The organism is Halobacillus sp. AWH4_228 (assembly GCF_056158365.1).
In genome coordinates this window covers 1,387,588-1,411,772 of sequence record NZ_JBSWTE010000001.1, presented here as the reverse complement: position 1 = coordinate 1,411,772, position 24,185 = coordinate 1,387,588, and the positions used below count along the sequence as shown (strand labels likewise).

The following is a 24,185-nucleotide window of genomic DNA, read 5'->3' as shown; positions in this document are numbered from 1 at the left end:
CCTCTTACGTTTATATAGATAGTTCTTTGGAAAGACGATACATATCAAGGTCAACCGTATGCTTGGCGTTCAAAATCTCCACAATGTCATGGTCCACCAATTTGTTCGCTTGGATACCGACCATGCGGCCTGCTTTACCTTCGAGAAGCAGATCGACGGCATAAGCGCCTAAGCGGCTTGCAAGAACTCTATCTGCAGCGCTCGGGGATCCTCCGCGCTGGGTATGCCCCAGTACAGTGACACGGGATTCCAAGCCGGCAGCTTCATCAATGCGGCGGGCAAGCTCGCCTCCGGTGCAGACGCCTTCGGCAACGATGATAATGCTGTGTTTCTTGCCACGTTCATGTCCTCTTCGAAGACGATCGATAATATCTCCCAGCTCATCTTCCGCTTCCGGAATCATGATACTTTCCGCACCATCTGCAAGTCCAGCCCAAAGGGCAAGGTCCCCTGCATCGCGGCCCATGACTTCTATGATGAACGTCCGCTCATGGGACGTAGCTGTATCACGAATTTTGTCGATGGCATCAATAATGGTATTCAATGCTGTATCAAACCCGATTGTGAAATCAGTTCCAGGTATGTCGTTATCAATCGTTCCTGGTACACCGATACATGGGTAGCCTTTTTCCGTAAGTTTCTTAGCCCCCATAAAGGTACCATCACCACCGACAGCTATCAAGCCTTCAATGCCATGTTTTTTTAATTGTTCAATCCCTTTCAACTGACCCTCTTCGGTTTTGAACTCTTCACAACGGGCAGAATAAAGCTTGGTTCCTCCACGCTGAATGATGTCACCCACGGATCCAAGTTCCATTTTTTCGATATCACCGTCGATCAAACCCTGGTAACCGTACTTGATCCCGTACACTTCAATGTCATGATAGATCGCTTTCCTGACAACTGAACGGATGGCCGCGTTCATACCCGGGGCGTCTCCACCACTCGTAAGTACTCCAATTTTTTTCATTCTCATCACCTCAAAAGTAATCTATTTATGTTGTTTCCAACTAAAGATGAATTGAAACCTCAGTCCCCCTGATCTCTAGGACTCCCTTTACAGTCTACCCTTTTCTGCACAGCTGGACCATTCTTTTTCCCGTGATAACGTTACCATCCTGTAAAGATGCGAAAAGCCGCACGAAATGTGCGACCTTCCAATAACGGACCTTTATATTTCAACCCTATCATTATAAATCAAGATATGAGTAATCGCCAATGTTTTTATATTTTTTGAAACGATTCTCCAACAGTTGATCATGATTCAAGGTGTGAAGTTCATTCAGGGAATCGGTCAGGACCTGCTTAATTTCCTGCGCCTGTGTCTCGACATCGCGGTGGGCTCCACCCCTCACTTCCGGGATGACACCGTCAATGACGTTTAATTTCTTCAAGTCGTAGGAAGTAATCTTCATCGATTCGGCAGCTTCCTGAGCAAGACCTGCATCCTTCCATAAAATGGACGATGCTCCTTCTGGAGAAATAACGGAATACGTGGAGTTTTCCAGCATGAAAATTTTATCTCCGATGCCGAGTCCGAGAGCTCCACCACTTCCTCCTTCACCAATGACAATACAGATGATGGGCACAGTCAAGCCGGCCATTTCCATCAAATTGCGGGCAATCGCTTCACTCTGCCCGCGTTCTTCTGCTGCTTTCCCTGGATAAGCGCCTTTCGTATCGATGAACGTAATGATCGGGCGCTTGAACTTCTCTGCCTGTTTCATTAAACGAAGCGCTTTACGATAGCCTTCCGGATGAGGCATCCCGAAGTTACGCCGGATGTTTTCTTTCGTATCCTTCCCCCGCTGATGACCAATGACTGTGACGGGCTGTTCATTGAATCTGGCAATTCCGGAAACGATTGCCGCATCATCACCGAATGTACGATCCCCGTGAAGCTCCAGGAAATCTGTAAATAAGTGCTCAATATAATCAAGAGTCGTGGGCCGTTCCGGATGGCGGGCCATTTGGACTCTGTCCCATGGTGCCATCCGATCATAAACGTCCGTTTCCAGTTTTTCCAGACGTTTTTCCAGCTTGGCGATTTCATCGCTTAAATCCATTTCACTGCTGTCTGTGAGCTGTTTCAAATCTACAATTTTTTCTCTTAGTTCGATGACTGGTTTTTCAAATTCTAACACGTGTTTCATAACCGGCTTCCTCCTACTGCGTGAAGATCCAGAACAGTGGTCAGTGTCTCTCTCAGCTCATGGCGGTGGACAACCCGGTCCAGCTGGCCATGCTCCAACAGAAATTCAGCCGTCTGAAAATCATCCGGCAGTTTTTCCCGGATGGTCTGTTCAATAATTCTTCGTCCCGCAAAACCAATCAAAGCTCCAGGTTCTGCAAAGTTATAATCACCAAGGGAAGCAAAACTGGCGGATACACCGCCTGTAGTCGGGTGAGTCATGACAGAAATAAACAAACCTCCATCTGCATGAAGGCGCTGCAGCGCTACAGAAGTTTTTCCCATCTGCATGAGACTGAGGACTCCTTCCTGCATACGTGCGCCCCCGGATGCCGTAAAGATGATAAATGGAATTCCTTCTTCGCGGGCCTTTTCAATGGCGTTCGTTATTTTTTCACCGACCACGGACCCCATACTTCCCATTCTGAACCGGGCATCCATGACAGCTACAGCCGCCTCAAGGCCGTTCATCCGAGCTTTCCCAGTGACTACAGCTTCATTGAGGTCGGATTTCAACCGGTCTTTTTCCAATTTCTCTTCGTAATCTGGAAAGCCGAGCGGGTTACTTGAAATCATATGTTTATCCCACTCTGTAAACGTCCCCTCATCGAATAGGTGCTCAATCCGTTCATAGGCATTGAGGCGGTGATGATGATCACAATATGGGCAGACATTCATATTCCGATTTAATTCTTTACGATAGAAGATTTTTTGACAGTTGGGGCATTTCTGCATTAAACCTTCCGGTACATCCTGTTTGGCTTCCTGGCTTGGTATGGATGCATACCTTTTTTTCTTGCTGAAAAAGTCTCTAAGCAAGGTGATTCCTCCTTTGGGACAAAGCTTCCTTTCTATTCAATATACAAAAAGTACTTTGCGTAATACCACTGAATTTGTCGTTATGGTTTCGACATCATTTTCAACGATAGAGCTGTATGATATCCATTGTACTGCCCTTCTGCAGGGTTTCCACCACAGCATCATACCAGCTTTTATCATAGTGCACATGATGTACGGTATTGGTAAATCCGGCTATAAACTGCCACATGGAAAAAAGCAGCTCCTGCCCACATGTAGAAAAAAGGTAGTCAAACACATGGTGATGCCTTTCCTTACCAACATGTCCTTCTATGATATCTTTTAGACGGTACAGCTGTTCGCTGGTCAGTTTATGCTGCAGAATCGTCAATACTTCTTTTTCGATCATCTGCATAGCTGTCAATAGTTCCTCTTTTGTCCTCTTTTCCGTCAACAGGAAGTTCGACAGCAGTTCAACCATATGATACGGGCGGTAGGATCTCATATAGGTACCTTCTCCGCGGCGGGTTTCAATCAGACCGAGCAGTTCCATGGCGCGGAACGCCTCGCGGATCGATGACCTTCCTACACCGAGCTGTTCGCTTAGTTCGCGTTCAGAAGGCAGCTTATCGCCAGGGCTCAATTGATTCTCCTCAATGTAGGCTTTCAATTGATACAAAACCCCTTCATATACCTTCCCTTGTGGTTTAGTCAACGTACCCGAACACCTCTTTCCCGCTTTTATCCTATGGCCATATGTAAGGGGAAAGATCTCTTTCCCCTTTTCCGGCACTTATTCTTCATCAATTAAAGTGAGCTGTCTCGTCTTTTCTGCCACCTCTTCAGGGTCTACATGATGACGGGCTACGCCTGATTCCATCGCAGCCTTTGCAACGCTTGCTGCCACAGCTGGAGCTACACGCGGGTCAAAGGGAGCAGGAATAACATAGTCCTCATTCAAGTCTTCATCACTTACAAGGGAAGCAATCGCCTCCGCAGCTGCGATTTTCATTTTTTCATTGATTCGAGTCGCGCGTACATCAAGAGCCCCTCGGAAGATTCCTGGAAAAGCCAGAACGTTGTTCACCTGGTTAGGAAAATCGGATCGTCCTGTACCGATGACACGAGCCCCTGCTTCCTTCGCATCGTCCGGCATGATTTCCGGTTCCGGGTTGGCCATGGCAAAAATGATGGAGTCATCCTTCATACGGGAGACCGTTTCCTTGGACAACAAACCACCAACAGATACACCGATGAAGACGTCAGCATCTTCCATGACTTCCTCAAGAGCGCCTTCGACACGGTCTTTATTCGTAATTTTAGCAATTTCATCTTTGACATCATTCATTCCGTAGTCGCGGCCTTCAAAGATAGCGCCTTTGGAATCACACATAATAATATCACGTACACCGAAATGATAAAGTAATTTGATAATAGCAATTCCTGCGGCCCCTGCCCCGTTGGCCACCACTTTAATATCCGACCATGATTTTCCTGTGAGCTTCAAAGCGTTCATCAGACCTGCGACCGTCACGATAGCCGTTCCGTGCTGATCATCATGGAAGATAGGGATGTTCGTTTCCTTCTTCAACCGCTCTTCAATAATGAAGCAGTTTGGTGCAGCGATATCCTCCAGGTTTACGCCGCCAAACGTGGGCTCCATCAACTTCACCGTCTGCACAATCTGATCGATCTCTCTCGTGTTCAGGCAGATAGGAAAAGCATCAACACCGGCAAAGCTTTTGAACAATGCGGCTTTCCCCTCCATGACTGGAAGAGCAGCTTCAGGACCGATATTTCCAAGTCCAAGCACGGCAGAACCGTCACTGACCACGGCCACCATGTTCCCCTTCATCGTATAATCGTAGACCGTTTCTTTATGGTCGTAGATTTCCTTACATGGCTCAGCCACTCCAGGGGAGTAGGCAAGACTTAGATCCTTAGCATTCCGTACAGGTACTTTTGAATGTGTTTCCAGCTTCCCCTTGTTCACCCGGTGTATATGCAATGCTTCATCTCGCAGATTTGACACAACAACACGCTCCTTTAAATGAATGATAGAACCGACCCAGGTGGTCTGACCACCAGTAACTCCTTAATTATAACAGATGATAAGGTCGTGTAAAGATTTTCAAAAATATGGACTTAGTTTTTAATTTTCCGCCTTCTTTTTGTTACTTCTTAATGCGACATTTTTCTCCCCAAAAAATGCGTGCAACTGATCAAGACAGTCTCTGGTGGGCTGAAGGCCATAACTTTCGTCAAGGCGGTAGGTCTTCCGATCTTCTGACCGGAAAAGAAAAACTGGTGTATTCCCCGGGAAATATTGTGCCGTTTCTTTTAACTGTTGAAGGGCTTCATTTTCGTTTTCATCCGTTACTTTAACGAACAGCCGTCTTTCTCCCTGAGCTGACTCATGGGATGGTTCATCCAGTTCAAAAGGCTGAAGGGACTGAATAATAAGCTGCTTCCTTCCGTTTCTTTCCTCTACTTTCCCCGACGTTGTCACAAGCATCTGTTCTTTCAGCCACACTTTGACGTCCCGGTACGTATCCGGAAAGATGACAGCATCCACTTCAGCACTTTCATCACTCATGGATAAAAAGGCCATCGGGTCCCCGCGCTTTGTACGAATTTCCCGAATGCTGTCAACGACCGCAGCCGTATCGACTTTTTTATTCATTTTCATCCTGAATAGCTGAGCAAGAGCAAGGATGCCTCTTCTCCGGAGAGATTTCCGCTGACTCTCAAGGGGATGATCAGATAAATAAGTGCCGAGGACTTCTTTTTCCATCGCCAGATTCTTCAAAAGCGGAAAAGGTTCCACATCCACCATATCCATGACCATTTCCTGATCGAAGAAACCGGGCTGGTCCTGGAATTCCTTGAACAATTCCCCCTGCTCAAGAGCCTGATCGATGGTGGCCAGAGCACTTGCACGGTTGGAGTGCAGTTCATCAAAAGCCCCGGCAATAATGAGCCCTTCAATCACTTTCCGCGATACAATTTTCGTATCCACACGCAGACAGAAGTCGTTCAAATGGCGGAAAGGCTGTTGTCCACGCCCTTCTACAATCGCTTTAGCCGCCTGATACCCTACGCCTTTGATGGAAAGAAAACCCATAGTGATTTCCCTACGCTGCCCCTGAGCAGTCGCCCCGCTTTTATTTATGGAAGGAGCCTTCACCCGTACGTGCATCTCCCGCGCTTCCCGAATGTATGCGGCCAGTTTGTCCCGGTCTCCCAGATTCGCGTTGATAAGCTCGGCCATGAATGCAGACGGATGATGAGCTTTCATAAAGGCCAGCTGGTAGGAAATTAAGCTGTAGGCAACAGCGTGGCTCCGGTTGAATCCATAATTGGAAAATTTGACAATCCAGTCAAACAGCTGCTCAGCCACCTGCTCGGAATATCCATTTTCCAATGCTCCTGATACAAATGCTTTCCTCTCACTCTCCAAAACCCCGGCCTGCTTCTTGCTGACCGCTCTCCGAAGCATGTCCGCCTGTCCGAGCGAATAGCCCGCAGCAAGTCCCGCCACCTGCATAATCTGCTCCTGATAGACGAGCACGCCATAAGTCGGGCTTAAAACACTTTCCAGATCCTCGTGTGGAAGTTCGATCGCTGCTTTCTTGTTCTTTCTTTCAATGTAAGTATCGATATATTCCATCGGACCCGGCCGGTAGAGGGCGTTAACGGCGACCACATCTTCAAAATGAGTGGGCTTCAGCTTTGTGAGTACCTGCTTCATGCCCTGCGACTCCAATTGGAAGACACCATTGGTTTTTCCTTCCGAGAGCAGGGAGAAGGTTGCAGCATCATTCAATGGAATCTGATCCAGAGAAAAGGACCGGTTTCCCGCCCTTTGAATCTTCCGTTCCAGATTTTCCATAAAGGTCAAGTTCCTCAGTCCCAGAAAATCAATTTTCAAAAGACCAATTTTTTCCAAATCCCCCATAGTAAGCTGTGTTACATACACCTCTCCCTGGCTTTTCATTAAAGGTGTATATTCCATCAGCGGTTTTTCTGAAAGCACGACCCCTGCCGCATGTGTGGAAATATGGCGGGGAAGGCCCTCCAGCTTGGCTGCAATTTTGAACAGATGCTTCAGTTTTTCCGAGTTTCTAATATAATCTTTCAATTCTTCCGACTGACGGACGATTTCTACAAGAGGTTGAGCCGCCTGCTTCGGCAGCTGATGAAGGATAAAAGACGCATCGCTCTCCTCAATATGGAGAACCTTGAACAATTCCCTCAGCACACTTTTTGCAGCGAATGTACCGAACGTGCTGATTTGAGCTGCATGCTGCCTTCCATACTTTTCAGCTACATAGGAAATGACCTCCTCCCTGCGCTGGTCAGGAAAATCGATGTCGATATCCGGCATCGTAATACGTTCCGGATTTAAGAACCGTTCAAAGAGCAGTTGATATTCGAGCGGATCCACCTTCGTGATGTCGAGAAGATAAGCGACAATCGACCCAGCCGCCGATCCCCTCCCAGGTCCGGCATTGATCCCCTTTGCGCGGGCAAAATCGATAAAGTCCCAGACAATTAAAAAGTAATCACTGAAACCCATGGATTCAATGACACTTAATTCATGGTCCAGCCGCTCGACAGCCTCTGCCTTGCCGGCATATTTTTTCTTCAGGGCACGCTCGCAGAGTTCACGCAGATAGTCCGCTCCGCTTTTCCCTTCCGGTGCCGGATATGTAGGAAGAAGCTGCTGGTTCAGATCCATGTCCCATTGACAGCGGCGCGCGATGTGGTCTGCTGTTTCAAGGACTTCCGGCCACCATTCCCCAAAGAAGGATTCCATCTCTTCCGCACTTTTTAAGTAGAAGGGGCCGTGAGCACTCTTCGGTGTATAACGCGTACCTTCATCCACAGCCCGTAAGCATTGATAGGCGTCGGCTTCCTCTTTTTTTATGTAACGCACATCCCCGACAGCCGTTACCTGCAGCCCTTTTTCATCCGCCCATTCCCGCAGAGGGGTGTGCAGCTGCCGTTCAGAATGAAGATCCACATCTTGAATACTTAAGTAAAAGTCCTCTTTCTTCACTGCGTGCATCCATCGGTTCAACCCGTCCTCCATATGCTCGAACATCCGGTCGGATAAGGGTTCTCCCCATTGAGAGGCAGAGGTCATATGAATGACGATCAGCCCCTGACTCACGTCGGCGAACGTTTCCAGATTCAACGGATGATCTTTTGTATTGGCCCACGTAGCTATTTTCATCAGGTTTTTATACCCGGTCTGATTCGTCGCGAGAAGCCGAACGGGATGGAGAAGGGAACGGTCCTCGATGGTCGTCGTTAAACCGATTACCGGCTTGATCCCCTGTGCCCGGCATTCCTCATAAAATGCCAGCGCCCCGCTCAACGTGTTCTCATCCGTCAAAGCGATGGATTCAAACCCAAGGGCCTTCGCCTCATGGACCAAATCGTTAATCTTCACCGTACTCTTCATAAGACTATAGCCGCTGCGGACATTTAAATGGGTGAAAGTCATTTCGCACACCTTCTTTCATGTGTAAATTATAGCTACTATTGGATAGGGAATAAAGCCCTCTGCATAAAACCACAGGAAAAAGAATATTCGTTTAAATAGAAACACATTTTCCAGGCGGAAAGAGGGACAAGATGGAAGACCGTTTAATCGTATCCATGATCCAATGCTTCTTTATCGCTTTTGGAGTTATTGTAGGTGGAACACTGATTGGAAGTATCGGCAGTTACTTAACAGGGGAAGCTCCGCTGACCGCCATGTTCCGCATCGCCAAAAGTTTAAGAATCTGGGCTGTTGTTGCAGCCATCGGGGGAACCTTCGATGCCATCAGCAACTTTGAAAAAGGCATTCTCGACGGATCCACTTTCGATATGTTCAAGCAGATCGTCATAATCGTTGCAGCTATGGGCGGGGTGAAGGCAGCACTTCTGTTGTTTGAGTGGCTGCTTGGAGAAGAGGTGACCTGATGCATTTCCCTCCTTACCATAAAAGCAGGGAATGGAGGCGTTTTTTCGCCGGTGTGCTGCTGGGCACCCTGGCCGGCTGGCTCTTTTTTCTTTATACTCATGGGCAGCTTCAGCAAAAATACACGGAAGAACACATCGCCTTGACTACAGAGCTGCATGAACTGGAAGTGAAGTATGAGGGACTGCTGAACAATAAAAACCAGGATTCTGAATCCGCACCACTGACGGTGGGCGAAATGGACGTATCCTACACCAATGCCAAAAAGCTGGAAGTCGACCTGCTTACGCAGCACCAGCTGACGACGATGGTCAAGGATCAGCTTTCTTCCCTGCCAGGGAAGCCTGTAAAAGTGGTAGCTGATCAGGCGGATCTGATCTTAACCGCCCTTGAAAACAAAAACTATGTGGTGGATGACTTCACTTACCAATTGAAAGTGAACCGGCTGATCATTTCAGAAGTCATTACGTTAAGACTTGAAATAAAGCTGGTACGTTAAAAACGAGCAGGCCATCTTATGCCTGCTCGTTTCGATATGCTTTACAAACCTCTTCCAATTCCCGGGCAATGTCCTCGGTTTCTGCCCAGTCGGAAGCAGAAGCCCCGGAGGCCATCGGATGTCCACCACCATGATGAGCAGCGGCGACTCCGTTAATCACCGGACCTTTGGAACGCAGGCGGACGCGGATATTATCTTCTTCTTCCACGAAGAACGCCCACGCAAGAATGCCCTCAATATCTCCGAGAAGGCCGACCAGCTGGCTCGTTTCGGTCGCTGTCACACCAAATCGCTCCAGTGTATCCTTATCAAGACGAATGGTGGAATAGCCGGCCGGGTGAAGCGTGAAGTTCTCAAGAACATAGCCTTTTAACCTGGCTACGTGGACAGGAGTCTTATACATTTCGTTAAACAGGGAAGATCGATCAAAATCGTAATGCACTAAATCCGCAGCATAGGAGAGCGTTTTTTTCGTAGTGCTTGGAAAAAGAAAGCGCCCGGTATCCCCTACAATTCCTGCATACAGAAGCCTTGCAGAACGTTCATTCATTTTCAGCCCGGCCTCGATTCCTTCCATATATAAATGATAGATCATTTCGGAGGTGGAGCTGGATGTCGTATCCACCCATTGAATATCTCCATACTGATCGATGTCAGGGTGATGATCAATTTTCACGAGCTGTTTTCCTGTTCCAAATCTCTGGTCGTCAATACGGGCCTGATTGGCTGTGTCACAGACGATGACTAAAGCTTCCTTAAAAGTATCATCAGCAATATCATCCATTTCGGCAAGAAATGCCAGTGACGGCTCCCCTTCGCCTGCAAGGTACACCTGCTTTTCTGGAAAGCTCGCACGAATCATTTCGGCAAGACCGGCCTGGGAACCATAGGCATCGGGATCCGGCCGGACATGGCGGTGGATAATGATAGTCGAATAAGATTTAATGGACTGAATGATGGCTTGTGTAGACATGAAATAAAGCCTCCTTTTAATTTTTTCCTGACAACCGCCTGCAGAATTCCCGGCCCAGGTAGCCTTTTCCAACAAAACAAGCTACAATGAAAAGGAATTCTTAACGATCAGGAGTCGATTCACCTTGATTATTTTTCCGATTCTCATCTTAGTTTCCCTTGTTCTTTACATTTACTACAAAGTGATGGTCATCCGGGCCCGGGATCCACTTACACAGGAATACTTGAACAGCAGATCGAAGATTTTCCTCGGCGGATTCTTGTTTTTCTTTGCGATTAACCAGTATGTATTTTATCAAACAAGGCTTTCCTTGTTTGTCGGGCTGGTTTTCCTTATCCTCGGAGCTGCACAGGCTCGGCTCGGCTTTAAGGCGAGCCGCCATTACCAGCAGGAATATAAAAAGCAGGAAGCCCGTTCACAGACCTGAATGCTTCACAAAGCCGCTGCCCGGACAGCGGCTTTTTTTATCGATCGATCAACTGAGCCATAAGAAGAGCTTTTCCGACAATCGATTTTCCGTGATGAACTTCAATGTCCACCTTGGCAAATTTGCGGCCGACTTCTAAAATCTGTGGAATAATTTCAATATCACTTTCAATTTGAACCGGCTTGATAAAATAGACGGAAATATTTTCGACGACCAGATCCCCTTTTTTGTACTTCCGGAGCATCCGGCTGGAGGCCTCTGTAATCAAGGACACAAAAACGCCGTACGACATCGTGCCAAGCTGGTTGGTCATCTGCGGAGTCACCGTCGTGCTCCAGCGCTGCGGGCTCTGATCGCTCTCCACCATCACCATCCGGTTTGTAGCCAGATCATCGATGGTTTCTCCAACTTGAGGCTGCCGTTGAATGTGCTGCAGCGCCTTCAGTACATCCTGCCGGGAGATAATCCCCTGGAATTTATGGCTGGTGTCAACGACCGGCATCAGTTCGATTCCTTCCCACACCATCACATGCGCCGCATTAGCCAGGGATGTCGTCGTGTGAGCCGTCATCGGATTACGGGTCATCACCTTATCGATCCTGACCGTTTTCTCCTGCCCGATGACATCTTTAGAAGTGACAATTCCAACCACACGGTTCTGCTCATCCACCACCGGATAGCGGCTGTGCTTCGTTTCATCATTCAGGTCATGCCAGCGCTGGACAGTATCCCTTGTGGAAAGATACCTGGAATCTTCAAAAGAAGTGTAGATATCATCCACCAGCACGATTTCCTTTTTGATGAGCTGATCGTAAATGGCTCTATTAATCATTGTCGCTACAGTAAATGTATCATAACTTGTAGAAATAACAGGGAGCTTCTTTTCGTCGGCCAGTTTTTTCACGGTATCTGTCGTATCAAATCCACCCGTTACTAACACAGCCGCCCCCTCCTTCACTGCAAGTTCATGGGCATTCGTCCGGTTTCCGACAATGAGGAGGGAACCCGCTTCAGTATAACGCATCATCGCTTCCAGTTTCATAGCTCCGATAACAAACTTCCCAAGGGTTTTATAAAGGCCTTCTCTGCCGCCCAGAACCTGCCCATCAACGACGTTGACAATTTCAGCGAACGTCAGACGCTCAATATTCTCTTTCTTCTTCTTCTCAATCCGGATGGTCCCCACACGCTCCATCGTACTGACAAGATGCTGGTTTTCCGCTTCCTTAATGGCACGATAGGCCGTTCCTTCACTGACATTCAGCGCTTTTGCAATTCCGCGTACGGATATTTTACTTCCTACCGATAAGGACTCGATGTGCTCCAGGATCTGTTCATGTTTTGTAGCCATTCACCCACCAAACTTTCTATCTGTACTAGTCATTTCTCACTTTATTGTTATTATACAACTGATACAGATGTTCTGCAATTTCTTCCAGAAATCAGGGGGCATGGTTTCGAGGATTAAACCGGTATTGGATAAAAAAAAGCGGCAGAGCCACAATGACCCGCCGCTTTTCAACTCTCTACAATTCTATGACTTCTCCAGGCTGAAGCGCACGTCCTGTTCCAGGCTTCACCTGTGAAGCAAATCCTTCTCCATCCTGATTGATGAGATCGAAGGTGTTATAGTGAACTGGAACGACCTGTTTCGCCTGCAGCCATTCTGCTGCGGTTAAAGCATCCTCGGGTCCCATCGTGAAATTATCCCCGATCGGAAGAAAAGCCAGATCAATATCATTGCGTTCCCCGATCAGTTTCATATCAGAAAACAACCCGGTATCCCCGGCGTGGAAAATGGTTTTGCCATCGATAGTCAGCAGGATCCCCGTCGGCATGCCTGTATAGACAATCGTGCCATCCTCTTCTGTATAAGCTGAACCATGAAAAGCCTGGGTGAACTTCACATGTCCGAAATCAAATTCATGCCCCCCGCCGATATGCATCGGGTGGGCATTTAACCCTTTGTTCCCAAGATAGGTAGCCAGTTCAAACGGAGCAACAATCTGCGCATTGGTCCGTTCGGCAATCTCGAACGTGTCCCCTACGTGATCGTTATGTCCATGAGTCAGCAGAATGACATCCGGTTCCACCTGATCGGCATCCAAATCCGTGTTCCCGTTATCGGATATGAATGGGTCAAACAAAATCGTTTTTCCATTGGCTTCCACTTTGACTACGGCATGTCCATGATAAGAAACTTTCATCCTTCCACTCCTTCTCACAAAAGTAATGTATACGGCCGGATGCATTTATCCAGCGCTTTCCATTTCCTTCTACACTTTTTTTCATTTCCCTGTCTTTCTACTCCTAAAACACAGGCGGACTTTTTCAGAGGAAGTCCTTGATCTCCACCGCTATCCGCTAAGAAAGGACGTGTCTGACCTATCCCGAAGCAGAGCTGTGCCAGAGGTATTCATACATACGAAAACCCCCGGAAGCCGGGGGTCTCACCGTTACTCTTTATTCATTTTACGCTTCAGCGCCTGCAGTTCATCATCCACATCATCTTTTTTGTCCATTTCCTCGAATTCATCATCAATGGAGCGGGCTTCTGATGAAAGATCATCACTCGTATCCGCCTCCGCTTCATACTGCATGACCTTTTCTTCCATACGCTCAAAACCTTGACGGGATTCATCCCCGCCGATGCTGGACATGGTCCGGTTCATCTTCGTACGGGTTTTCGCTGATTCCGCACGGGCTTTCAAGGAATCTTTCTTCAGTTTCATTTCCTGGTATTCTTTCTTCATTTCATCGAGCTTTTCACGGAGATTGGAAGCGTCTGTCTGCGCTTGTTCCCAGGACGCTTTCAACTGCTCGGCCTGTTCCTGATGATTTTTCTTATCTTCCAGGGCGCGGCGGGCAAGATCTTCATTACCCGCTTCAATGGCTTTTTCCGCCTGCTGCATCCGCTTATCCGCAAGAGCCTGGGCATCATCGTACTTGCGCTTCAGCATTTTCTCATTGGCGATCTGCTTAGCAACAGCGCTCTCTGCTTCACGAATGTCATTTTCCATGTCCCTCATAAATTGGTCGAGCATTTTCACTGGATCTTCAGCTTTATCGAGCATCGCATTCATTTCAGAACCTACGACCGTCTTCACACGTTTGAAAAATTTGAACATGTAAATTCCTCCTTATTATTTAGAACCTGCTATAATTTTCAATTCATACGCTTCGATGTCTGACCCGATACTGACTTCAACTTCCGTCCCCCAGGCTTCCACACTCAGGTATGTTTCTTCATCTTCAGATATATAGTCCGCATAGTTGACGGTCCGGCCGTTCACGTTCGCACTGCGGCCTTCCCCTGTCACCTGGGCTTCCCCTTCTTCATCCTTCGTGTAGGTCACACCTTCGTATTCAAGAGAAGCGGGGTACGGCCTGCTCACGGGCAGATTGACCTTCTCATACATCCCAAGCTCCAGCTCGTCATCCATTTCAGCAGCGAGCCATTTGGTTCGATTCCCTTCCAGCAGCTGATAGGCATACCATTCATAAGAACCGTCCCGGTAGGTGATTTTCCCTACTACTTCGTAATCGGCGAGGTCGTAGGTCACGATATCTCCTACTTCAATCGTCAGCGGCGTCCGTTCTTTCACCTCGGGCACCTGCTGGTCTTTCTTTTGAAACAATCGAGAGAAAAAACCCAATCCTTCACTTCCCTTCTGCTTTGCCCTGTGTACCTTATGTACGGAAAGCCACGGGCAGAGGTTTCACTTTTTCAAAAATATTCACCTTTCTCCCTTAACGATGGCGGTGGATGACATCAAGACCGCCGGTGACTTCGTATATTGTGCCTGTAATCATATCCGAGCGTTCATCACAGAGAAAATCGATGGTCCGTGCGATATCCTCTCCTGTCCCGGGTCTTCCTATCGGTGTCTCCTCATCCGTCGTATTCCGGCTTTGATCGATGGATGACTCCTTCCATTCACCTACAATATTCCCGGGGCAGATCATATTTGAGGTGATGCCGTGCTCGGCTTCCTCATAGGCAATCGTTTTGGTCAGGGAAACGAGCCCGACTTTCGCTGCAGCGAAGGCTGATCGGTAAATCCATCCGGATGCCGCATGAGCTCCTTGAAATCCATAATTGATGATCCGGCCGAAATGCTGTCTGCGCATATATGGAATGGTCAGCTTAAGCAGGTAAAAGACGGCATCCAGATTCCCACGGATCATTTGATTCCATTCTTCTTTAGAATAGTCCATCAGCTTTTTCCGTTCAAATATATAAGGCCCTGCATTATTAATTAAGAAGTCGATGCGGCCGTAGCGGTCCACCGCCTCCGCGACCACACGTTCCAAATCCTGTTCCACTGTGACATCCGCCTTCACGAGCTGAATACGCCCGCGCGCGGAAGCAAAGTCATTCAGGAGTGTCTGCGCCTTCTGCTCGTCGTTAAAATAGGTCACCGTTACGGAATACCCCTGAGCAAGCATGTGTTCCGTAACTTTTCTGCCGAGGCCTTTTGTGCCGGCTGTTATGATGGCATGGCGCATCTAAACCCCTCCTTTTATCAATCCGTCTCTATTTTCAAACAGTTGTATTGTTTACTTCTTCTGCCCCGTTCTGTACAATGAGCTCGTCAGAAAGGACGTGACAATCATGAGAGCTGCTGCAGGCAGTAAGTCTGTTGTGGAGAGGTACGGACTTGAAGCCGTCCCTGCCCATCAGAAAAATACGCCCTGGTACCGTTTCGCTTTTATCCAGATGGCCGTTGCGGCCAATGCCGGAAACTTCCTCGTTCCCGCTCTTGCTGTCATGGAAGGCGGGCTTTCCTTTTGGAGCGCTGTTCTCTGCACCTGTGCAGGCGCCTGGCTTGGGTTTCTATTTGTATCCTATTTATCTTTACCCGGGGCAAGGCTCGGCATCCCAGCCCAGTATGCGATCCGCACGATGCTTGGTGTCCGGGGCGCCCAGTTTCTATCATCTCCTGTAAGGAGCTTGACTTCTCTGTACTGGTTTGCGGTCCAGACCATCGGAGGAACGTACGTCATTCAAGAACTGGTATCCAGAATTACCGGAGCTGCGCTTCCCTTCTGGATTGTTTCCCTACCGTTATCTCTGTTGATGGTCCTATTAGCTATCCTCGGTTTTAACGCCGTTAAGAAAGCGACTAGTTATTTCCTTCCGCTCCTGCTTTTTGGAGAGGGGACTATGCTCTATGTATACTTTACTACAAACAATGAATCCGGTGCATCCTTAACGCTTGCTATGGATGGCTGGAGCGGCTCTATCCCGATGATGCTGTTCTTCTCAAGTCTAGCCTTCGTCCAGTATGTTTCTGGAGTGAGCGCATCAGCTGATATGACGAGATATGCGCAGACACCGGCCCAAGGTTTCTGGGGACTGCTTACAGGCAACGCCGCCGGGTTTCTTTTAACAGCAGTGATTGGATGTGCCTCAGCTACTCTTTATGGAAGTCTCAACCCTTACGTATCCTCTTCAAACCAGACGGCATCCCCCGTGATCATCGCGGTGATTACATTGACAGCTGTGATTTCCATGATCAGCATCAACGTCAGCAATGCCTATACCGGCGGTTTCAGTCTTCTCAACATTTTCCCTAAGCTTTCCAGGGTGCAGAGTGCCGTGCTTTTTGGCAGCGCAGGCGTTATTCTGAGTGGATTTCCAGACCTCGTGAATGAAGCGGAGTCATTTATCTCTCTTCTCGGCGGCTTGATCATTCCGATTTCTGCCGTTATTGTCAGTGATTTCCTTGTGGTGAAACGCAGTCGTCTGACCAACGAGGATTTGAACCTGCTTGCTTCTGCCCCGGCTGTCAATCGGGCAGCGATGGGGGCAGTGACCATCGGGACACTGTTGTACTTTATCTTTCCGGACGATTGGTCCCCCGGGTTTCTTACCTTTGTAGTGATTGCAGTGATATACCCGCTCACCCAGAGATACGCTGAAGAGCACAAGGAATCATAAGTTACGAAAAATCCCCCGCTTTTTTTCTGGCGGGGGACTTCTTATTTATCGACGTTTTTGACGACGGTCACCGGACTGGTAGCTCTCATTCAATGCACTCACGATCCGGCGTTGATCCATGCTTTCTTTTTCAAGAGGGTTCATTGGCTTCTTCATTGCTATCACCTCTGTCTTATTGTTCACACAATTCTCCCGATTATGTATGGAACAGCCGTCTACAACAGCGGATCGCATGATATAATAAAAGTAATTAAATGGGAGGGGGTAATTGGGATGACTTATGAATATAAAGATATCGTCGTTGCCGTGGATGGTTCCGTTACAGCAGAGGAGGCTTTTTCAAAAGCGATCGACATAGCCAACCGAAACGGGGCAAAACTGATTCTTGCTCACGTCGTGGATACAAGAGCTTTTGCTACTGTGGAAGCGTATGACCGTTCCTTAGCGATACGGGCAGAGCAGTACGCCACGGAGCTGTTGAACGACTATCAAAAGAAAGCGGAACAAGCCGGCGTCACCAACGTCGTGATTGATATTGAGTATGGGTCACCGAAAGTGAAAATCGCTAAAGATATTGCGCCTAAACACCACGCTGATTTAATTATCTGCGGTGCGACCGGTCTGAATGCAATGGAACGCTTCTTTATCGGAAGTGTTTCCGAGCACATTACCCGCTATTCCCCATGTGACGTTCTCGTTGTCCGGGCCGGTGCCGATAAACAAGAGAAGTAAAGAGCCCTTTAAAGGGCTCCTTCAGGCTGTCGAGACTTTCTCGACAGCCTTGTTTTTTTCGATTTTAAGCACTCCCAAGGGGCTTTCGCTCCTGGCGGTAGGAAAGAAAAAGCTTGTAAAGAAACAGAGGTTTCTCTACAAGCTGAAGGAGCCTCTCCAAGGGCTCCTTTTTCATTGATCTTTTCTTAATTCACGGACAACATGGCGAAGTTCCGGTAAAATCAGCTTTTCCATAGCCAGTTTCACCGCTCCTGTTGAACCAGGCGTTGCAAAGACCGCTTTTCCACCTGCCACCCCCGCCGCTGCCCTGGATAGGATAGCGGCAGATCCAATGTCTTCGGTGTAGCTGAGCATACGGAAAATCTCTCCAAAGCCCGGCATTTCCTTTTCAAAAACACGTTCCACTGCTTCAATCGTGACATCCCTGGCAGCGATTCCTGTGCCGCCATTCAGTAAAATGACGTCCATAGAGGGATGAGCCATGTACTCGCGAAGTTCTTGGAGAATGGACGCTTTCTCATCAGGCACAATCGAAGAGCGGAGGATTTCATGATTGTGCTCCAGCAGTTTTTCCTTCATCAGTCTGCCGCTCTTATCCGTATCCACTGTCCTTGTATCACTAACGGTAATGATCCCGCAGCGGACAGGCCCTTTTACTGCTTGCTTATGTTCATCAACAGACACGTTCAGCCTCCTTCCTCACTCGTGATGTGACGATACTGGTAAAATTTCATAGCGAATTCCGTCACCCGCTTCGTTAAATGGTAGTTCGAATATGCGCCGATGGCTATGCTTATAAAGGGAAGACCCTGCACCAGTTTTTTTCTGAACATCAAAATGAACAGGGACTTGAAGCAGTGCTTCAGCGGCTGCTCGAGCCATCCTTCATCCGTCAGGCGGTCATCACCGGCAACAATGAAGTTATGTTCTTTTTTCTCGACTTCCTGAATCAAATCTTCCCAGGCCTGCGCTTTCAAACGCTTGGGTAGTGTCGCCGCATGAAACACCTTCAAGGAAATCATCATTTCGTAAGGATGATTCATTTCATGGCCAAAGGTAAGTCCGATCAATTGAATGGCCCGGATGTTCATAAGCATCATCATCGGATAGTCGACACCGAGAAACAACCATCCTCCAGCCCCCGTCAATCCACCCTGAGCAAAAGAATACAGACGCCCACGAGCCATCTGCTGCTCAGCAATGTAAGTCAATTGATCAGTGGTTAACTCTTTTTCCATATCCTGAATGTGATGGATGTTGGAAGAAAAGATCCTGCCGGCGGTCAAAATCCGCTCACGCGCCTCATATTGATAGGACGTCCCTTGGAGAAACGCATGGGTGTGGAAGAACCACGCATCCAGCTTGGAAAAGAATTTATCTCTGACTCCAGGGTCCAGGTTCTGAAAATTTTGATGCATCCATTGATCATACATGTTTTCAAAATCATTCGGCTGGTACTGCCGGAACTGCTGAAGCCATACCTCAAGTTCTCTACGGATTCGATCATCAGCCAATCCATTCTCCCCCTTATAAGGCAGCCTTTTCCTCTATTGTAGCCTTAACAACGAAAAAAAAGCAATGAACCCGGAGAACCGGATTCACTGCTTTGACCTTTCTTATAAACCTTTTTCCACAGTATCGCGGGCAATCATGACTTCCTCGTTGGTAGGAATGACCATAACTTTGACCGGAGAGTGCGGGTAGTTCACAAACGCTTCTTTTCCACGGACTTTGTTCAAGGATGGATCCCAGTAAACACCCATGAACTCCAATCCTTTAAGGACACGTTCACGCATTGTGATACTGTTTTCACCAACACCTGCTGTGAAGATGATGCCATCGATTCCGTGCATGCGGGCGGCGTAGGAACCAATATATTTGTGGATACGGGCTGCGAACACTTCGAGAGCAAGCTCTGCACGTTCGTCCCCTTCATTCGCCTGCACTTCGATGTCTCTCAGATCGCTGGAGAAACCGGAAAGAGCCAGCATTCCACTTTCTTTATTCAATACATTCATAACCTCTGACGCTGTCTTACCCGTCTTTTCCATAATGAATGGAATAAGGGCAGGGTCAATGTTCCCGGAACGGGTTCCCATTGTTACCCCGGCAAGCGGTGTGAAGCCCATGGATGTATCAATGGATTTTCCACCTTCAATCGCTGCAATACTTGCTCCATTACCAAGGTGGCAGGAAAGCAGACGAAGCTCCTCAACCGGACGGCCGAGCATTTCCGCTGCACGCTCGGAAACATACTTATGAGACGTACCGTGGAAACCATATTTACGAATGCCGTACTCTTCATAGTACTCATATGGCAGGCTGTACAAGTAAGACTGCTCAGGCATGGACTGGTGGAAGGCTGTATCGAAAACGGCCACGTGCGGAACGTTCGGCAGCACTTCACGGAAAGCATTGATTCCTGTCAGGTTGGCAGGGTTATGCAGCGGTGCAAGGTCCGATACCTCTTCGATTTCTTCAATCACTTCGTCTGTAATCAATACAGATTCACTGAAGCGCTCGCCTCCGTGGACGACACGGTGGCCGACACCGTTAATTTCATCCAGAGAGTTGATGATGCCGTTGGCTGTCAGCTTATCCAAAAGCATTTTTACCGCTTCGGCATGATCAGGAATTTCTGTTACCGCTTTATCTTCTTCATCATTAAATTCAATGGTGAACACAGCGTCATCCAGACCGATCCGCTCGACGAGGCCTTTTGTAACGACTGTTTCCTCAGGCATTTCGATCAGTTGGAATTTCAACGATGAACTGCCGGCATTGATAGCAAGAATGTTATTACTCAACGATGCTCATCCCCTTAACTATAGGTTCGTAACTTTCTACCATTACTATTTAATCACCCGCACCCTTTGATTTCAAGGCAGTTCGGTGATGTTAACGTTTACTTGTTATATTCATTATTTTCTCACAATTACCGGCTTTTATATTCATCAAACCAGGCGTTCATTTGACTGAGGATATCCGCCATACCATTTGGATTTTTAAAGGACGGCAGTTTCACAAGAAGGGCCTGTTTCGGCGCTTTTGTATCCTTCCCTTTCTTCTGCAGGATTAGTATGCTCTTGCCATGCTTCTCATCCTTAAAGAGAGAATCAGAAAGCTGAAGCATTCCTACAATATGGGCGTGTTCACGCAGGTAGGCATTCAAAGCTTTGGACTGATCGCTTTCAAACAGGAAGTTCGGCACGATGAACATCAGGTACCCGCCTTCTTTCGTGTAGTTCAGTCCCTGTTCAATGAATAAGTGATGAGCGTAGGAAAGGCCTTCTTCTGCTTTCAACTCATACTTCGCTGCCTGCGCGTCATCCGGATAGTAACCCACCGGAAGATCTCCCATAACAAAATCAACAGGCTCCATTAAAAACGGGGCCAGGCTGTCCTGGTGGAAGAACTCAATCTTGTTTTTCTGCAGGTTGGCGTTGGTGACTGCCAGCTGGATCAATGTAGGATCCACTTCACTGGCATAAGCGTTCACCGGCATGTCAAGCTGGTTCATCACCGACGTAATCAAGTTGGCACTTCCCGCAGCCGGATCGAAGATTTTCAATTCCTCCTCGCCTTCAAACAAGCGGGAGGCGAGATACCCCATAAACATCGCGACAGAATCCGGAGTGATCAAGTGCTGCTGCTGTGTGGCTCCTTTCATCCCTTTCAGAATCGCCAGCTGAACAGCTTTCCGGATTTCTTCCTTCTCATGATTGTCCTTATTCACTTTCGTCAATTCATTTGTCAAATACGTTTGAAGGTTTTCACTCATGTCATCAAACGGCTGACCGTTGAATAATACATCCATTGTTTCCGCAATGGATTCGAGGTAGGTAATATTCATATCCTCTGAAATCGTTGTTGCTGTATCATCAATCCATTGAAATAGTTGTTCTACATGTTCCTGCTTCATAACTATTAGACTCCTTCTCCGTAAAATTCCAAAGAAATGACGCACGTTGTCAATAACAAAATGCGCCCGTTTACGTACTTGTTCCATTATGGTCTAAACTAACCATAACGAAAACCATGCCGTAATTCAACAATGTGAAACTTTCCCGATTTATTTGAAAACTGTGTGCGCTTACACTTTTGAAATGATATGATATGGCTGAAGCTGTACAACTTAAAGGAGGAGTCATGATGACAGATCAACGTAGAAACCTATACTTTTATTATCATCAAAAAAGCGAACTTCAGGATAAATTAGAGGCGCTCTTCCAACTGGCAAGAGACAATGACTTCCAGATTGTCGAAGAATCTAATGACGCCAATATCATTATTGCTGTCGGAGGAGACGGGGCCTTTCTTCAAGCTGTCAGAAAAACGGGATTCCGGCAGGACTGCCTGTATGTAGGGATCCGCAGTGAGAATGAAGCCGGCCTGTACTGTGACTTTGATATTGATGATCACGATGAAATGATCGAAGCCATGAAAAATGCAGAAGTAGAGGTACGGCGCTTCCCTGTTATCGATACCACCATCAACGATGAATCCACCTTCTCCTGCCTGAATGAATGCAGTGTACGGTCGACATTGATTAAATCCATTGTCATTGATGTGTATATTGATGATCTTCATTTTGAAACGTTCCGGGGAGACGGATTGATCATCGCCACTCCAACTGGAAGTACAGCCTACAACAAATCCATCAATGGAGCCGTTGTCGATCCAAAACTCCCGTGCTTCCAAATCAGTGAGCTTGCCTCCTTGAATAACAACCGTTACCGGACCCTCGGTTCATCCTTCATCCTCAGTGGAGAAAGAACCTTGAACCTTAAAGTCAGACAAGATGGAAACGACTACCCGATTATCGGCATGGACAATGAAGCGTTCTCCATCCGAAACATCCATGACGTTACAGTAAACCTCAGTGAAAAAGTGATCAAAACGGTCAAGCTTAAAAATAATACGTACTGGGATCGTGTGAAACGCACATTCCTATAACCATCACAAAAGGCCTCCGCGGAAAATATCCGTGGAGGCCTTTGATATCAGGAGCGCTGATAGACAATATCTTCGTCGACCACTGTCATCGTCACTTTTGCATCTGCAAGTTCATGCGATTTCAGTGCAAAGAGGTCTCTGTCCAGCACTGTAAAGTCAGCGGTGAATCCAGGCTGGATCATCCCCTGCTCTCCCTCTTTATGAATCGCTTCTGCACTTCCTTTCGTATACAGACTGACGGCTTCATAAACGCTCAGCTTTTCTTCTGCCTGGTACACTTCATGATCATAGGAAGCTCGGCGGTCCACCGCAGCCCGGATTCCAAGAAGCGGATTAATTTCTTCAATTGGAGCATCCGATCCACCGGCACACGTAAGGCCGGCATCCAGAAGCGTTTTCCACGAATACGAGTTTTTCAGACGCATGTTCCCAAGCCTTTCCATCACCCACGGAAAGTCAGAAGCTACGAAGGTCGGCTGAATATCCAGAACGACGTTCAAATGCTGAAGCTTATGAATCAATTCACTGCTTAAAATCTGGGCGTGAATGATACGGTCACGCTCGCCTGTCTTGAGAGGATTTCTGGCTACTGCATCTGCTACAGCTTCCACCGCTCCGTCTCCGATAGCATGAACGGCCACAGGCATGTTCCGCTTCCGTGCTTCGCCGACGAGGGTGTCCAGTTCCTCCTGCGTATGGATGGCTACCCCATAATTGTCCGGATCATCCGCATAAGGTTGTTTCAACCAGGCTGTCCGTCCTCCAAGAGCTCCATCAGAAAAAATTTTCAACGCTCCCAGTTCTACAAAGTCCGTTCCCTGTTTGAATCCAAGCCCATACGCATCCACCTGCTCGATTACACCGTGATGAATGAGCAGGTGGGCCCTGAACTTTGTTGTTTTCCCGTCAATCACATCCAAAAAGGCGTCATAGGTTCTTTTGAATCCTCCGTAATAGTTCAAATCCTCACTGTGACCACCGACAAGTCCGAAGGCATGCATATCCTTGACCGCAAGATCTGCTGCTTTCCTTAAATATTCCGGTGTAACCTCAGGCATGGCTGATTTGATCAGATCCTGAGCTTTATCATGGAAATATCCGGTCACACGTCCGGACTCATCTTTAACGACCACCCCTCCCTGAGGATCGGGAGTAAGATCTGTAACCTTCGCAAGCTCCATGGCTTTTGTATTGGCAAGCAGAGCATGACGACAGACCCGCGTAAGCATCATGGGATGATCTCTGGAGATTTCGTCCAGTTCGCCCTTATGTATGATCCGCTTTTCCTCCCACTGGTTCTCATTCCAGCCATCCCCGATAATCCATTCACCTTCAGGAAGCTGTTCCGCGTGCAGCTGAAGGGCCTGCTTGACTTCCTCGGCCGATTTCATAAAAGATAAATCCAGACGCATCAGCCGTTCGCCGTGACCGAGGATGTGCAGGTGACTGTCTGTAAAACCAGGGTACATCACCGCGCCCTTCAGATCGATTTCTTCCTTAATATCATCTTTATAGGATTCAAACAAATCCTGAGTATCCCCTACAGCTTTTATGCGCCCGCCTTCGGTCACAACAGATTCCACCCAGGCGTCTTCAGCTGTCAGGGTATAAATTTTTCCACCATACCAAAGCTTCATGCCAACACTTCCTCTCTTTTCATTTACTACTATCTATAACATATTCAGGAAAAA

At 47.7% G+C, this 24,185-nt stretch carries 23 protein-coding genes; 6 read left to right on the top strand and 17 right to left on the bottom strand.

Going from position 1 to position 24,185, the window contains the following annotated elements; genetic code table 11:
* Positions 1 to 10 precede the first annotated feature (10 nt).
* The 6 genes from pfkA to dnaE all read right to left on the bottom strand — a co-directional run bounded on the left by pfkA (position 11) and on the right by dnaE (position 8,501).
* Positions 11 to 970 carry a 6-phosphofructokinase gene (pfkA, locus tag ACXADP_RS06950; protein WP_474969183.1) on the bottom strand — a complete coding sequence of 320 codons (960 nt, stop codon included), beginning with the start codon at positions 968 to 970 and terminating at the stop codon, positions 11 to 13.
* A 220-nt stretch (positions 971 to 1,190) separates the two neighbouring features.
* A complete protein-coding gene (locus ACXADP_RS06945; protein ID WP_474969184.1) occupies positions 1,191 to 2,153 on the bottom strand; it encodes an acetyl-CoA carboxylase carboxyltransferase subunit alpha in 963 nt (320 codons plus the stop codon).
* Entirely contained in the window at positions 2,150 to 3,010 is an 861-nt protein-coding gene (gene accD, locus ACXADP_RS06940; RefSeq protein WP_474971148.1) for an acetyl-CoA carboxylase, carboxyltransferase subunit beta, read from the bottom strand. The genes ACXADP_RS06945 and accD overlap by 4 nt, the downstream gene beginning before the upstream one ends.
* 100 nt (positions 3,011 to 3,110) lie before the next feature.
* Positions 3,111 to 3,704 (bottom strand): FadR/GntR family transcriptional regulator, encoded by a 594-nt coding sequence (locus ACXADP_RS06935; protein ID WP_474969186.1) that lies wholly within the window; start codon positions 3,702 to 3,704, stop codon positions 3,111 to 3,113.
* 78 nt (positions 3,705 to 3,782) lie between these two features.
* Positions 3,783 to 5,021, bottom strand: a complete 1,239-nt coding sequence (gene ystJ / locus ACXADP_RS06930; RefSeq protein ID WP_474969187.1) for an NADP-dependent malic enzyme — start codon at positions 5,019 to 5,021, stop codon at positions 3,783 to 3,785.
* Positions 5,022 to 5,141: 120 nt separating this feature from the next.
* Positions 5,142 to 8,501, bottom strand: coding sequence for a DNA polymerase III subunit alpha (gene dnaE, locus ACXADP_RS06925; RefSeq protein ID WP_474971147.1), 3,360 nt, complete (start codon positions 8,499 to 8,501; stop codon positions 5,142 to 5,144).
* A gap of 131 nt (positions 8,502 to 8,632) precedes the next feature.
* Here dnaE and ytrH point away from each other — a divergent pair, with 131 nt between their 5' ends.
* Complete coding sequence (gene ytrH / locus ACXADP_RS06920) at positions 8,633 to 8,965, top strand: sporulation membrane protein YtrH (RefSeq protein WP_027955151.1); 333 nt, start codon at positions 8,633 to 8,635, stop codon at positions 8,963 to 8,965.
* On the top strand, positions 8,965 to 9,462 hold the full coding sequence (gene ytrI / locus ACXADP_RS06915; protein WP_474969189.1) for a sporulation membrane protein YtrI: 498 nt from the start codon (positions 8,965 to 8,967) through the stop codon (positions 9,460 to 9,462). The genes ytrH and ytrI overlap by 1 nt, the downstream gene beginning before the upstream one ends.
* Positions 9,463 to 9,478: 16 nt before the next feature.
* Here the strand turns inward: ytrI and ACXADP_RS06910 are convergent, their stop codons facing one another.
* Positions 9,479 to 10,435, bottom strand: coding sequence for a DHH family phosphoesterase (locus ACXADP_RS06910; protein WP_474969190.1), 957 nt, complete (start codon positions 10,433 to 10,435; stop codon positions 9,479 to 9,481).
* 124 nt (positions 10,436 to 10,559) lie between these two features.
* Between ACXADP_RS06910 and ACXADP_RS06905 the strand changes: the two genes are divergently transcribed.
* Positions 10,560 to 10,862, top strand: a complete 303-nt coding sequence (locus tag ACXADP_RS06905) for a YtpI family protein (protein WP_027955148.1) — start codon at positions 10,560 to 10,562, stop codon at positions 10,860 to 10,862.
* A 37-nt stretch (positions 10,863 to 10,899) separates the two neighbouring features.
* Here the strand turns inward: ACXADP_RS06905 and ACXADP_RS06900 are convergent, their stop codons facing one another.
* The 5 genes from ACXADP_RS06900 to ACXADP_RS06880 form a co-directional block, all read right to left on the bottom strand.
* Positions 10,900 to 12,213 (bottom strand): DRTGG domain-containing protein, encoded by a 1,314-nt coding sequence (locus tag ACXADP_RS06900; protein WP_474969191.1) that lies wholly within the window; start codon positions 12,211 to 12,213, stop codon positions 10,900 to 10,902.
* A gap of 175 nt (positions 12,214 to 12,388) precedes the next feature.
* Positions 12,389 to 13,069 carry a metal-dependent hydrolase gene (locus ACXADP_RS06895; protein ID WP_474971146.1) on the bottom strand — a complete coding sequence of 227 codons (681 nt, stop codon included), beginning with the start codon at positions 13,067 to 13,069 and terminating at the stop codon, positions 12,389 to 12,391.
* Between the two features lie 249 nt (positions 13,070 to 13,318).
* A complete protein-coding gene (locus ACXADP_RS06890) occupies positions 13,319 to 13,990 on the bottom strand; it encodes a PspA/IM30 family protein (protein ID WP_474969193.1) in 672 nt (223 codons plus the stop codon).
* A gap of 15 nt (positions 13,991 to 14,005) precedes the next feature.
* The gene (locus tag ACXADP_RS06885) at positions 14,006 to 14,518 is read right to left on the bottom strand and encodes a DUF4178 domain-containing protein (protein ID WP_474971145.1); all 513 of its coding nucleotides are present in this window, start codon (positions 14,516 to 14,518) and stop codon (positions 14,006 to 14,008) included.
* Positions 14,519 to 14,612: 94 nt separating this feature from the next.
* Positions 14,613 to 15,371 (bottom strand): SDR family oxidoreductase, encoded by a 759-nt coding sequence (locus ACXADP_RS06880; RefSeq protein ID WP_474969195.1) that lies wholly within the window; start codon positions 15,369 to 15,371, stop codon positions 14,613 to 14,615.
* 106 nt (positions 15,372 to 15,477) lie between these two features.
* Here ACXADP_RS06880 and ACXADP_RS06875 point away from each other — a divergent pair, with 106 nt between their 5' ends.
* Both ACXADP_RS06875 and ACXADP_RS06870 read left to right on the top strand, forming a co-directional pair.
* Complete coding sequence (locus tag ACXADP_RS06875) at positions 15,478 to 16,806, top strand: purine-cytosine permease family protein (protein WP_474969196.1); 1,329 nt, start codon at positions 15,478 to 15,480, stop codon at positions 16,804 to 16,806.
* A 273-nt stretch (positions 16,807 to 17,079) separates the two neighbouring features.
* Positions 17,080 to 17,538 (top strand): universal stress protein, encoded by a 459-nt coding sequence (locus tag ACXADP_RS06870; RefSeq protein ID WP_160836355.1) that lies wholly within the window; start codon positions 17,080 to 17,082, stop codon positions 17,536 to 17,538.
* A 171-nt stretch (positions 17,539 to 17,709) separates the two neighbouring features.
* On the opposite strand, the gene ACXADP_RS06865 is transcribed toward ACXADP_RS06870, so the two are convergent.
* From ACXADP_RS06865 to ACXADP_RS06850, 4 genes are all read right to left on the bottom strand, one after another.
* Positions 17,710 to 18,222, bottom strand: a complete 513-nt coding sequence (locus ACXADP_RS06865; protein WP_474971144.1) for a MogA/MoaB family molybdenum cofactor biosynthesis protein — start codon at positions 18,220 to 18,222, stop codon at positions 17,710 to 17,712.
* A gap of 2 nt (positions 18,223 to 18,224) precedes the next feature.
* Positions 18,225 to 19,052 (bottom strand): EcsC family protein, encoded by an 828-nt coding sequence (locus ACXADP_RS06860; RefSeq protein ID WP_474969198.1) that lies wholly within the window; start codon positions 19,050 to 19,052, stop codon positions 18,225 to 18,227.
* A 102-nt stretch (positions 19,053 to 19,154) separates the two neighbouring features.
* The gene (locus tag ACXADP_RS06855) at positions 19,155 to 20,345 is read right to left on the bottom strand and encodes an acetate kinase (protein ID WP_474969199.1); all 1,191 of its coding nucleotides are present in this window, start codon (positions 20,343 to 20,345) and stop codon (positions 19,155 to 19,157) included.
* Between the two features lie 128 nt (positions 20,346 to 20,473).
* Positions 20,474 to 21,460 (bottom strand): class I SAM-dependent methyltransferase, encoded by a 987-nt coding sequence (locus ACXADP_RS06850; protein WP_474969200.1) that lies wholly within the window; start codon positions 21,458 to 21,460, stop codon positions 20,474 to 20,476.
* A gap of 230 nt (positions 21,461 to 21,690) precedes the next feature.
* Here ACXADP_RS06850 and ACXADP_RS06845 point away from each other — a divergent pair, with 230 nt between their 5' ends.
* Positions 21,691 to 22,494, top strand: coding sequence for an NAD kinase (locus tag ACXADP_RS06845; protein ID WP_474971143.1), 804 nt, complete (start codon positions 21,691 to 21,693; stop codon positions 22,492 to 22,494).
* Positions 22,495 to 22,541: 47 nt separating this feature from the next.
* On the opposite strand, the gene ACXADP_RS06840 is transcribed toward ACXADP_RS06845, so the two are convergent.
* Positions 22,542 to 24,131 carry an amidohydrolase gene (locus ACXADP_RS06840; RefSeq protein WP_474971142.1) on the bottom strand — a complete coding sequence of 530 codons (1,590 nt, stop codon included), beginning with the start codon at positions 24,129 to 24,131 and terminating at the stop codon, positions 22,542 to 22,544.
* Positions 24,132 to 24,185: the final 54 nt, after the last annotated feature.

Excerpts from the sequence above, each read along its gene's own strand:
- pfkA (WP_474969183.1), bottom strand. The coding sequence starts at position 970 with ATGAAAAAAATTGGAGTACTTACGAGTGGTGGAGACGCCCCGGGTATG.
- ACXADP_RS06945 (WP_474969184.1), bottom strand. The coding sequence starts at position 2,153 with ATGAAACACGTGTTAGAATTTGAAAAACCAGTCATCGAACTAAGAGAA.
- dnaE (WP_474971147.1), bottom strand. The coding sequence starts at position 8,501 with ATGACTTTCACCCATTTAAATGTCCGCAGCGGCTATAGTCTTATGAAG.
- ytrH (WP_027955151.1), top strand. The coding sequence starts at position 8,633 with ATGGAAGACCGTTTAATCGTATCCATGATCCAATGCTTCTTTATCGCT.
- ytrI (WP_474969189.1), top strand. The coding sequence starts at position 8,965 with ATGCATTTCCCTCCTTACCATAAAAGCAGGGAATGGAGGCGTTTTTTC.
- ACXADP_RS06910 (WP_474969190.1), bottom strand. The coding sequence starts at position 10,435 with ATGTCTACACAAGCCATCATTCAGTCCATTAAATCTTATTCGACTATC.
- ACXADP_RS06900 (WP_474969191.1), bottom strand. The coding sequence starts at position 12,213 with ATGGCTACAAAACATGAACAGATCCTGGAGCACATCGAGTCCTTATCG.
- ACXADP_RS06895 (WP_474971146.1), bottom strand. The coding sequence starts at position 13,069 with ATGAAAGTTTCTTATCATGGACATGCCGTAGTCAAAGTGGAAGCCAAT.
- ACXADP_RS06890 (WP_474969193.1), bottom strand. The coding sequence starts at position 13,990 with ATGTTCAAATTTTTCAAACGTGTGAAGACGGTCGTAGGTTCTGAAATG.
- ACXADP_RS06880 (WP_474969195.1), bottom strand. The coding sequence starts at position 15,371 with ATGCGCCATGCCATCATAACAGCCGGCACAAAAGGCCTCGGCAGAAAA.
- ACXADP_RS06875 (WP_474969196.1), top strand. The coding sequence starts at position 15,478 with ATGAGAGCTGCTGCAGGCAGTAAGTCTGTTGTGGAGAGGTACGGACTT.
- ACXADP_RS06870 (WP_160836355.1), top strand. The coding sequence starts at position 17,080 with ATGACTTATGAATATAAAGATATCGTCGTTGCCGTGGATGGTTCCGTT.
- ACXADP_RS06850 (WP_474969200.1), bottom strand. The coding sequence starts at position 21,460 with ATGAAGCAGGAACATGTAGAACAACTATTTCAATGGATTGATGATACA.
- ACXADP_RS06845 (WP_474971143.1), top strand. The coding sequence starts at position 21,691 with ATGACAGATCAACGTAGAAACCTATACTTTTATTATCATCAAAAAAGC.
- ACXADP_RS06840 (WP_474971142.1), bottom strand. The coding sequence starts at position 24,131 with ATGAAGCTTTGGTATGGTGGAAAAATTTATACCCTGACAGCTGAAGAC.